This is a genomic window from Longimonas sp., from assembly GCF_046498435.1.
Classification (GTDB): domain Bacteria; phylum Bacteroidota; class Rhodothermia; order Rhodothermales; family Salinibacteraceae; genus Longimonas.
The window spans coordinates 1-9,672 of the sequence record NZ_JAWOAR010000319.1 but is presented as its reverse complement, the minus strand read 5'-3'; the positions used below and the strand labels follow the sequence as shown (position 1 = coordinate 9,672).

The 9,672-nt window shown below is 58.2% G+C and carries 9 protein-coding genes and 1 rRNA gene; 5 read left to right on the top strand and 5 right to left on the bottom strand.

Annotation, left to right across the window (positions count from 1 at the left end):
- Positions 1-787 (bottom strand): 16S ribosomal RNA (locus R6U20_RS12285); the annotation flags it as partial.
- A gap of 720 nt (positions 788-1,507) precedes the next feature.
- On the opposite strand from R6U20_RS12285, the gene R6U20_RS12280 reads away from it, so the two are divergent.
- Entirely contained in the window at positions 1,508-2,467 is a 960-nt protein-coding gene (locus tag R6U20_RS12280) for a PASTA domain-containing protein (protein ID WP_410338143.1), read from the top strand.
- 192 nt (positions 2,468-2,659) lie between these two features.
- Here the strand turns inward: R6U20_RS12280 and R6U20_RS12275 are convergent, their stop codons facing one another.
- From R6U20_RS12275 to R6U20_RS12265, 3 genes are all read right to left on the bottom strand, one after another.
- Entirely contained in the window at positions 2,660-3,133 is a 474-nt protein-coding gene (locus tag R6U20_RS12275) for a Fur family transcriptional regulator (RefSeq protein WP_410338142.1), read from the bottom strand.
- A 164-nt stretch (positions 3,134-3,297) separates the two neighbouring features.
- Positions 3,298-3,930 (bottom strand): dTMP kinase, encoded by a 633-nt coding sequence (gene tmk / locus R6U20_RS12270; RefSeq protein ID WP_410338141.1) that lies wholly within the window; start codon positions 3,928-3,930, stop codon positions 3,298-3,300.
- A gap of 132 nt (positions 3,931-4,062) precedes the next feature.
- The gene (locus tag R6U20_RS12265; protein WP_410338140.1) at positions 4,063-5,124 is read right to left on the bottom strand and encodes an SDR family oxidoreductase; all 1,062 of its coding nucleotides are present in this window, start codon (positions 5,122-5,124) and stop codon (positions 4,063-4,065) included.
- A gap of 149 nt (positions 5,125-5,273) precedes the next feature.
- Here R6U20_RS12265 and R6U20_RS12260 point away from each other — a divergent pair, with 149 nt between their 5' ends.
- The gene (locus R6U20_RS12260) at positions 5,274-7,112 is read left to right on the top strand and encodes an ABC1 kinase family protein (RefSeq protein WP_410338139.1); all 1,839 of its coding nucleotides are present in this window, start codon (positions 5,274-5,276) and stop codon (positions 7,110-7,112) included.
- Between the two features lie 53 nt (positions 7,113-7,165).
- Positions 7,166-8,479, top strand: coding sequence for a 1-acyl-sn-glycerol-3-phosphate acyltransferase (locus tag R6U20_RS12255; RefSeq protein WP_410338138.1), 1,314 nt, complete (start codon positions 7,166-7,168; stop codon positions 8,477-8,479).
- A gap of 45 nt (positions 8,480-8,524) precedes the next feature.
- On the opposite strand, the gene R6U20_RS12250 is transcribed toward R6U20_RS12255, so the two are convergent.
- Positions 8,525-8,680, bottom strand: a complete 156-nt coding sequence (locus R6U20_RS12250; protein ID WP_410338144.1) for a hypothetical protein — start codon at positions 8,678-8,680, stop codon at positions 8,525-8,527.
- A gap of 175 nt (positions 8,681-8,855) precedes the next feature.
- Between R6U20_RS12250 and R6U20_RS12245 the strand changes: the two genes are divergently transcribed.
- Together R6U20_RS12245 and R6U20_RS12240 are read left to right on the top strand one after the other, a co-directional pair.
- Positions 8,856-9,095 (top strand): hypothetical protein, encoded by a 240-nt coding sequence (locus R6U20_RS12245; RefSeq protein ID WP_410338137.1) that lies wholly within the window; start codon positions 8,856-8,858, stop codon positions 9,093-9,095.
- The gene (locus tag R6U20_RS12240) at positions 9,095-9,574 is read left to right on the top strand and encodes an SRPBCC family protein (protein ID WP_410338136.1); all 480 of its coding nucleotides are present in this window, start codon (positions 9,095-9,097) and stop codon (positions 9,572-9,574) included. Before R6U20_RS12245 ends, R6U20_RS12240 begins: the two co-directional genes overlap by 1 nt.
- Positions 9,575-9,672: the final 98 nt, after the last annotated feature.

The window sequence follows — 9,672 nt, the reverse complement described above, 5'->3', positions numbered from 1 at the left end:
GGTATCTAATCCTGTTTGCTCCCCACGCTTTCGTGCCTTAGCGTCAGTACCCGTCCAGTTGTTCGCTTTCGCCTCTGGTGTTCCTCGTGATATCTACGCATTTCACCGCTACACCACGAATTCCAGCAACTTCTCCGAGACTCAAGAACAGCAGTTTCAAAGGCACTTCCACGGTTAAGCCGTGGGCTTTCACCTCTGACTTGCTGTCCCGCCTGCACACCCTTTACACCCAGTGATTCCGGACAACGCTTGCACCCTCCGTATTACCGCGGCTGCTGGCACGGAGTTAGCCGGTGCTTATTCCTATTGTACCGTCATGCCCTGAAAAACAGGGTTTTCTTCCAATAGAAAAGGAGTTTACGCCCCATAGGGGTGTCTTCCTCCACGCGGCATGGCTAGGTCAGGGTTTCCCCCATTGCCTAAGATTCCCCACTGCTGGCTCCCGTAGGAGTCTGGCCCGTGTCTCAGTGCCAGTGTGGCTGATCATCCTCTCAGACCAGCTACGGATTACTGCCTTGGTGAGCCGTTACCTCACCAACAAGCTAATCCGACGCAGATCCATCCTTGAGCGCCCGAAGGCTTTGATCAATTAGCCATGCGGCTGATTGACATCATGTGGCATTAGCTATCGTTTCCAATAGTTATTCCTCTCTCAAGGGCAGGTTATCTACGCGTTACTCACCCGTCCGCCACTTTACTAACACCCGAAGGTGTGTTCTCGTGCGACTTGCATGTGTTAGGCCTGCCGCCAGCGTTCGTCCTGAGCTAGGATCAAACTCTCCATAGTAAATAGGAGTGTTTAATTCTGTGATCGATCAACTCGAGCTTTGCCTTTCAGGCAAGGCCCATGAATTGACCAGGACTCGCTATGCTTCCAAATCCGTTAAAGAACATTTCCGCGGCTACCTCTCGGCAGTACGGAATATCATTGTAATGCTTTTGACTGCCTTTGTCAAATGAACAAGGTGCGATTCACAATCTCTTTGCTTTTGGATTGTCACGACGCTTGCCGTCAGTCAATTGCACATTTAGAGTCTACTTGGCGAGACTTTACTTAGTTTCGTTAACTGTCTATGAATGACAGTGAACCAAGCTGTGCAAAGCATTATGTTCAAAGAACTTCGGAGAACTGTGCGGCGCGTCGTGCGCCTCGTCCCCCGTTTTCGGATAGCCTTAGACATGACCACATGGAGACGGTTCCTATTTGCTATGTCAAGAGGGCATGATCCTCCGTTCAAGATACAGTGATCAGGGGCTTAGCCGATGCTATGGCCGATTACTTTTCTATGTTCATGTGTCCTTGCATTGCACTTCACCCAATCTCTCTCCTCCAATTATTGGGTTCACAACCCCTTAACTCGAAACTGATGCTTGGACTGCTCGGTTCGGAATGATACATTGATCCAGGCATTGCTACGCTGCGTGTATTCACAAGTCCTGTGCAGACACAAAAGCCCCTGTCTGTGATTCGTCCGTACTGGTTTCCAATTACCTCGATCTGGTTCGTATGTCTGTTGGTTCTTCTGGAGAGCGATTTATAGCCGTCTGCCGCGAGGTGATCTCGAATCCATACTTTTGGGCAGGCATTGGCACGCTCCTTCTTATCGGAGGGCTTCTCTATATAGCCGTCGACAAAGTTATTATGCCAAACTACACCCGCTACGGCACAGCCATTGAAGTCCCTGATGTGCGCAATTCATCCGTTGAGGAGGCACAGGCCACCCTGAACGAACTCGGGTTTCAGGTTGAAGAACAAGAAGGCCAGTACAATCCCAATGTGCCCCAAGACGAAGTAGTCGACCAGTCGCCAGCTCCATCTACTCCTATAAAACCTAATCGGCGCGTCTACCTGACTCTTAATCGGGGCGAAACACCTACCGTCGTTCTTCCGGACCTAGGTGGAACCTCCAGACGAGAGGCTCGAAGTCGCCTCGAAGGACGGGGACTCGACGTTGAGGTGGATCCGGACTCGCTTCCGTCTCCACACGAAGGTACGATTACGAGGCAGTCTCCCGCCCCTGGCGATACCGTCGATGTAGGAAGCCTGGTCTCACTCTGGTACAGTACAGGACTTGGCGATGAAGACACAACCATACCGAACTTGGTTGGCCTGTCTGTCAAAAACGCACGTGAGAAGCTTGAAGAACAACAACTTCGCCCGATTCTTGTCCACGAACGCGATGAGGAGGATGACAGTGATGAGGGCGGCGAGCCTACCAATACAATGACCGACGTGGGAAATGATGAAGACGAACCCGACGAATCTGAGTTGTTTGTGCGCGACCAAGATAAGGCGCCCGATACGGAAGTGCCCGCAGGCACAGAAATCCGCCTCTACGTCACGGAAGATGCCAGTGCGGTTCCCGATCCGGCTGAGGATGCCTCCGACAACGCGGCCGCCGACTCAGTCGATGTGTCAACCTCCGCAGCCTCACGTTCCGAGGAAAGGGACCTTCAGACCTGGTAGCGCACATGTCGTCTCACTTCCACCGACAGGAGGTGTCTTATACACAAGGAGCCCTACTGCTGGGTCACAGGTCATTCTGTGTGGTTCGACCCGAGATAGGTATGCGTGCTGTGCCGTCCCGAACGGCGTCCGCTGAACATCGGGGAGTGGTTCCTCCGACAGTGGTCGGAGCCACAGGGGGGCACTCCTGCCTTATGATCCGTCGGCACGATTAGGGCACTGCTCTCGCTGACAATGGCCGTACATGTTCAGGGAATGATGCTTAATCTCAAACTCATAGACCTCGGCAACCATTTCCTGTACGCTCTGCAATCGTGGATCGCAAAACTCAAACAGTTCGTTGCAGTCCAGACAGATGAGATGGTCGTGTTGCCAGTAACTGTATGCCTGCTCGTACTTTGACTGATTCTTTCCAAACTGATGGCGGACAACCAGATCGCACTCCAGCAACAGATCGAGTGTGTTGTATACAGTCGCCCGACTTACGTTGGCCCCTTTCTGCTTCAAGCGAACAAAAAGTTCGTCGGCGTCGATATGCTCGTCGGTGCGATACATCTCATCCAACACGGCGAGCCGTTCGGGCGTCTGTCGCTTGTTACGACGCTTAAGGAAGGCTTGAAAGATGCTGCGCACCTCGTCGCGCCGTTCATCTGATAGTGTCGACATATCAAGCTGAACCGTACTGCTCTTAGAAACATGGACTGTAAGCCCCACAATCATCTACCAGGGCGCGTGCCGAAGCTATGTGCTCCCGCACTTGCTTTCTCCACGTACTGCATTGGTATATTTACCAAGTGACTACTATGGAAAGCAGAAAACGAACCGTTCCTCTATAGGGGGGTTCCTGCCCCATTATGGGGCCACACTTCCTGTAAATCAGATCGGATCGCCGTATGGATCTGCTCTGGTGCTCCTCTTCCGTCAATGAGGCAGATCCGCTCGGGCTCTTCCGCAGCCAATGCTTGATAGGTAGACCGTACCCGTTCGTGAAATGCCATTTCCTCTTGCTCTAAGCGATCGTCGGGCTCGGAATGGCGACGCGCTGCTGCTTCTTGTACGGGCACATCAATAATATACGTACGCGTGGGCGCAAGTCCGTCTGTCGTTTGCATGTGTAGCGTGCGCAGCCACGCAAGCGGCACCACGCCGCGACCGCCCCCCTGATAGGCTGTCGTTGAATCATAAAACCGATCGCATAAGACCACGGCTCCTCGCTTTAGGGCCGGCCGAATGCGCTCGGATACGAGTTGGGCACGCGCTGCCGCAAAAAGAAAAAGCTCAGCGCGGTCATCAATGGATACACCGGGGTTCAGTAACAAGGCCCGAACCTGTTCAGCCACAGGCGTACTGCCTGGGTCGCGCATCGTCTCTACGGTATGGCCACACGTTTGCAGCCAGTCTGCCAATCGCTGCGCTTGCGTGCTCTTTCCGCTTCCGTCAATGCCTTCAAATGTAATGAACATTGATGCATCCCTATTAAATAATACGGGCCCTATGGTAGGGCTGACAATGAAGCACCCACTGAAACATCTACACTCCAGCCTGCACGTCAGCCCCGTTTGGCTCTCCCTTACGGACTTCCCTTCAGACGGTGCCTAATACATGGCTTCGGAGCGAACCTGTGCGCGATGCTCGTTCATGTAGGAGATCATACGTGGGGCGTAGCCTCGCAACGAGGCACACGTGATGCCTGTGTCTTGCAGGGCAGCCTCTGCATGTGTCGTGTCGTAATCCACGCCGTGGTCGAAGTAATCGATCAGCTCAGGCGCAATGCCCAGGTAGCGTCCTATGTTGGTTCCCATGAGCGTACGTGCTATAGTGGGTGGCACCGGTATGTACGCAACATGCATGTTGAGTTGCTCTACGAACGTCTCCATGATTTCCTGTGTGGAGAGCGCATTCGGGTCGGTGAGGTGGAACGTCGTGCCGTTGTGCTCGGGCTGTTGAAGGAGATAGGCCATCGCATCGACCACATAATCGACCGGTGTAAGATGCACAGGCGCAGTACCATCGCCAATGCGCGTCATGAATGTGTAGCGCGGGAGGCGCTGTAGCGCCTGTAAGATGAAGTAAGGACCATCGAACTTGTCGGTGGCCCCAGTTTCTGAATCCCCCACCACAATGCCTGGACGAAACACCATGGTGGGAATATTCGACATCTGCTGCTTTACCAGCATTTCAGCGTGATACTTTGTCTCCTCATAGAAATTCTTAAAGCCCGCGTTGTGCGTCAGATCGGTCTCACGAACACGTCCGGTGCGTTTCCCTGCAACATATGCGGTGCTTACATGCCCAAACGTTTGCAACTGCGGTGCCAGGGCCATAAGATCAAGCACGTGCTGCGTACCCGTCACATTAATGCGCCAGCCGATGTCGCGCGGAATCGTCAGGTCATACACCGCGGCCAAGTGCACCGCGTGAGTCATCGATTCGGCCACCGTGCCGTACGCATCGCCCAACCCCAAATTAGGCTTGGTGATATCGCCCGCATGCACGGTGGCGCGCTCTGTGAGCCCCAATGTGCCCAGGGTCTCATGGGCATCGGAAACGAACTTCGGCTGCACAAGCAGATGAAACGAGAGCGACGGGTTCTGCTGCGCCAGCGTGTCAACAAGGCGTGTGCCTAAGAATCCCGGAAAGCCTGTTAGGAAAAGCATACGGCGAAGCGGTGTGCAGTGAATAGGATAGAGACCAGCAATAAGTGTCCCACAACGATCCACGACAGTGAACCCATCGTAGCGTCTTCGGTTCATCATGCATCCATCCTTGCGCCGGGCGCTTCCGCGACCAATTAACCCATACTCTCATGAGCTCATCTTCGCAGACGGCCTCGGCTTCGGGGACTGCTTCGACTTCGTCGCAGTCGGATGCGAAGGCATCGGCTTCGATGAATGGGCAGGTGCAGGGGGCCCCGGGGCAAGCCGAAGCTGGACGAGCGCCTTCCGAAGAAAAGTCTCCCTCCGCATCCGCAGCAGACACCAACCATCGCTCGCCGCTGGCCGACTTCGATCCGCTGGCACCCTATCGAGGGGCGGTGCGGCGCTTCTTTGTGGTGTATCGGCATGTAATGGGGCTGCTCATGGGCGGGCACATCGCGTACGTGCGCTCGCTGCCCGATGTGCAAACACGCGGCATGCGCTCGCTCGGCAAACGCATGATGGCATGGATCTTTCGGCCGCTGGTTGACCGCTCGCTGCGCAATCTGCCGTTTCCCGTGCAACTCCGCAAGCGACTCGAGATTCTGGGGCCAACCTTTACGAAGCTGGGCCAGATTCTGGCAATTCGTGAGGATCTACTTCCGCCCGCCATCACGCGCGAGCTCGAAAGCCTGATGGATCACCTGCCGCCCGTGCCGTTCGTGCAGGTGAAAGACATCATTGAGCGCGACCTCGGAGCTCCTGTGGAGGAGCTGTTCGCTACGCTGAGTAGCGAGCCGCTCGGCTCGGCTTCCATTGCGCAAGCGCACCGCGCCACCACCGTGAAAGGCGACGATGTGGTCATTAAGGTGATCAAGCCGGGTATCCGCGAGATCATCAACTCAGATCTGAAGCTGCTGGAGTTTTTTGGCATCTTTCTGAACTGGATCATTCCGGAGTACCGACCCCGGCAGATTATCGAGGAGTTCAGCGAGTACACCAAACGTGAAGTGGATTACTCGTTCGAAGCCACCAACGCCGAGGTGTTTGCCGCCAACTTCAGCGACATGCCCGGTGTGGTATTCCCTACGATCTACCGCGAGCTCAGCTCCGACGATGTGCTCACCATGCAGTTCATCGACGGCATTCGTCCGGGGTCGGCTGCCTCATTGCAGCTCTCCGAGGACGAGCGCGAGCGTGTGATTGATCTGGGCTCGGAGGCTATCATTCGGATGCTGTACAAAGACGGCTTCTTCCACGCCGATCTGCATGCGGGCAACCTCAAGATTATCGAGGGCGGCCCCAATGAGCCGGTAAAAGTCGGATTCATCGACATGGGTATGGTTGGGCGGTTCAGTCCGCAGGTAAAGCGACGCCTGCTCTACTACTTCTACGCACTGGTGCGAGGCGATGTAGAGAACGTAGCCCGCTATCTGCTCGACATTGCGCGCATTGGCGAGGGGGGCGATCCGCAGGGCTTTCGGCGGGCGGTGTCGGATCTGTCGCGCTACTTTGCCCGTCAGGGGCAGACGGGCACCATCAGCATCGCCCAGCTTATTCTGGAGTCGCTTAGTCTGGGCGGGCGCTACCGCGTGTTCTTCCCCGTGGAAATGACGCTGATGGTGAAGGCACTTGTCACGTTCGAAGGGGTCGGGCGCACCATGAAGCCCGACCTGGACGTGGTCGCGGTGTCGCAGCGCCATGTGCGCAGCATCTTCCGGGAGCGCTTCGACCCGCGCACACTTGGCGGCGAACTACTGAGCAATGCACCCGAGTTCATCGATACCCTCGTGCAGTTGCCCCGGCTCATGAGTTCGGGGTCTGCCTACGTTGAAGAACGACTCAACGACCGCACGCCCAGCGGCGACCCGTTTCCGGGGCTGCGTGGCAGCATCCTGGCCGGTGCCTGCATCATTGGTGGGGCGCTCGGCGTGGTGCAGGGCGGGCCCATCTGGCTCTGGCTCCCGCTGTTCGCTATCGGCTTTTTACTTGCGTTGTTCAAGACCTGATTGCATGGTCTTGCTTCATTGCTTAACTCACCAACGGCCTCTGGTCGCCCTCTATGGCTGCTGAATCCGATTTTACGATTGACGTGACGCTGGATCCGGGGGATCTGGAGGAGCTCTTTGAGCCGTTTGACCCGTGGCGGCACGAGGCGCAGATGCCGTCGGGCCCTGCGCCGAACCTGGAGCGGACTGATACGCCGCACGATCCCATCGACTGGGACTACCTATACAGCCTCATTGATGGCTTTATGGGCGACGTAATCGACCGTTACTTCCGGGCCAAGCTCATTGGTCACGAGAAGCTGCCCGACGACGGGCCGCTCATCCTGGCGCCCAACCACAGCGGAAATGCGTTCCCGCACGACGCCATTGTGCTGGATGCCGCCCTCTGGCGGGCATCGGGATACACCCGCGCGGGCAAATTCCGCAGCGTGTACACGCCCCAACTGGCTGCCACCTGGTGGATGCGCCCGTTCGACCTCGACAACTGGTGGCGGCGCGGTGGCGGCATAGACATGACATTTGCCAATTATGACAAGCTCTTAGAGCGGGGCGACCGGGTCATCTACTACCCCGAGGGCGTACCCGGCATCGGCAAGGGCTTCACGCGGCGCTACCAGCTTCAGCACTTCCATTCCAGCTTTGTCGTGCTGGCCGCCAAGCACGACGCGCCGGTGTACCCGGTCAGCGTGGTGAATGCCGAGTGGGTCAACCCCACCAGCATCACATTCGAGCCCATCGACAAGATCTTTCGGAAAGTGCTCGGCATCCCCTTCTTGCCGCTTCCCATTGCGCCACTGGCACTGCTCTTTCCATTCATATTCTACCTGGCGTTTCCATGTCAGATGACATTCGTGGTGCAGCGCCCCGTAAATGTGCGCCAGATGCTCCGCGAAGAGGGCTGCACCGACGTATCTGCCCCCAGCCGCGACATGGTGCTGCGCGTGGCCGAGCGGATTCAGGAGCGGGCCCAGCACGACCTGGATCGGGCTGTTGAGAAGTACGGCGAAAAACCCTATGACTGGGAGAGTCTCAAGCGCGAGATGAACGCCATCAAAGGCGAGCGCCTGCGCACCACGCCGCTGGGCTGGCCGCTGTCGTTTGTGACGCACGACCGCAACCGCCAGCGTCCGCCGGCCAAGAACTGGCTCCACAAGATCGTGCGCGACCTCGACATCGCAGCCTGGTACATGCCGTTCGGGTGGTTCTTGATTGCGCTGATTCGCAAGCTGCGCAAACCGCCGTACGGCTACCGCGGCCTCAGCGAAGACGAAAAGCGCCGCACCGAAGGCTCCTACCGCTGGTCGCTCGACGACCAGCCGCTCCCCCCACGCCCCACCGACGACAGTACGCCCGACGAAGCGCCGTGAGGGCATGGCGGAAGTCCGCTCTCCGCTCCATGCGTCCGGCACAGACTACGCCAGCCCTACACGCTCAAAGATAAGGTCCACGTTACGCACGTGGTAGCTGGGATCAAAGACTTTGTCGATCGCCTCCTCCGAGAGGTGCTCGGTGATGGCGTCGGCCTCGCGCACAATGTCGTGGAAGGCGCGCTGCTCCTGAGGCTTCAGACGCGGTGAAAGGCCAGAGCAGGAAGACGGACTTGACGCCCTCTAGGCGCGCATCTAGGGTGTCCGGCTCAGAAAGGTCAACGCGCACCACCTCGACCTCGTCCGGTAGGTTGGCGGAGTCAGGCTCGCGGGCAGCCCGCCGTGCCACGCCGGGCTGTCCGGGGAGGACCGGCTGGTGGCGATCGACGGGCGTACCGTGGGCAGGGGCCAGCTGCGGACGGTGCTGGCCAGCCACGAACCGGGTGACGAGGTCGCGGTGACCGTGACCCGTGGACCGCGGCTGCTCACACGCCACGTACGCTTGGCGGTGCCCCGCCCGGCCCCACGGCTGGTCGCGGCCGCAGACGCCGAGGCGGATGCCCGTGATGCCTTCCGTCGCTGGTGTGGTGCCGAGCTGCACGAGGTGACGAGGTGATGGAGGCCCCCGCAGGCGCCGACCCGGTGCACCTGATCCACCTCGATCGCACGGAGTGGTTCCCCTACAGCCCGCAACACGTGTGGGCGTGGATGTCACGCACCGATCACTTCCAGCAGTGGTGGCGGTGGCTGCGCGAGTTCGAGGCCGAGGGTGGCGGCTTGACCACCGGCGGCGCGCTGCACGGCCTGGTGGTCCCCCCGATCCCCTACCGCTTCCGGGTCGGCATCCACCTCGACGAGGTCCTGCCCGCCGAGCGCATCATCGCCCGGCTCAGCGGTGACCTCAACGGACCCGCCGACCTGACCCTGAAACCCGCTCGCGGCGGCTGCGACCTCAACATCCGGTGGTACGTGGAGATGCGCAAGCCGGCGATGCGAGCGGCCGCCCGCTACGCCAAGGGGCTGCTGGTGTGGGGACACGACCAGGTCATCGAGACCACCCTGAGCCGCTTCAAGGACGTCATCGAGCGGCCGTGAACAGCAGGGTCACAGCAGCCGTGTGAGCTGCGTGAGGCGTGCACGGATCCGTGCGAGCCGCTCGACGAGTTCACGACGATCGTCGACGGCCAGGCCCG

Coding starts and splice junctions, on each gene's coding strand:
- R6U20_RS12280 (WP_410338143.1), top strand. CDS start 1,508: ATGTCTGTTGGTTCTTCTGGAGAGCGATTTATAGCCGTCTGCCGCGAG.
- R6U20_RS12255 (WP_410338138.1), top strand. CDS start 7,166: ATGGCTGCTGAATCCGATTTTACGATTGACGTGACGCTGGATCCGGGG.
- R6U20_RS12260 (WP_410338139.1), top strand. CDS start 5,274: ATGAGCTCATCTTCGCAGACGGCCTCGGCTTCGGGGACTGCTTCGACT.
- tmk (WP_410338141.1), bottom strand. CDS start 3,930: ATGTTCATTACATTTGAAGGCATTGACGGAAGCGGAAAGAGCACGCAA.
- R6U20_RS12265 (WP_410338140.1), bottom strand. CDS start 5,124: ATGCTTTTCCTAACAGGCTTTCCGGGATTCTTAGGCACACGCCTTGTT.
- R6U20_RS12240 (WP_410338136.1), top strand. CDS start 9,095: ATGGAGGCCCCCGCAGGCGCCGACCCGGTGCACCTGATCCACCTCGAT.
- R6U20_RS12275 (WP_410338142.1), bottom strand. CDS start 3,133: ATGTCGACACTATCAGATGAACGGCGCGACGAGGTGCGCAGCATCTTT.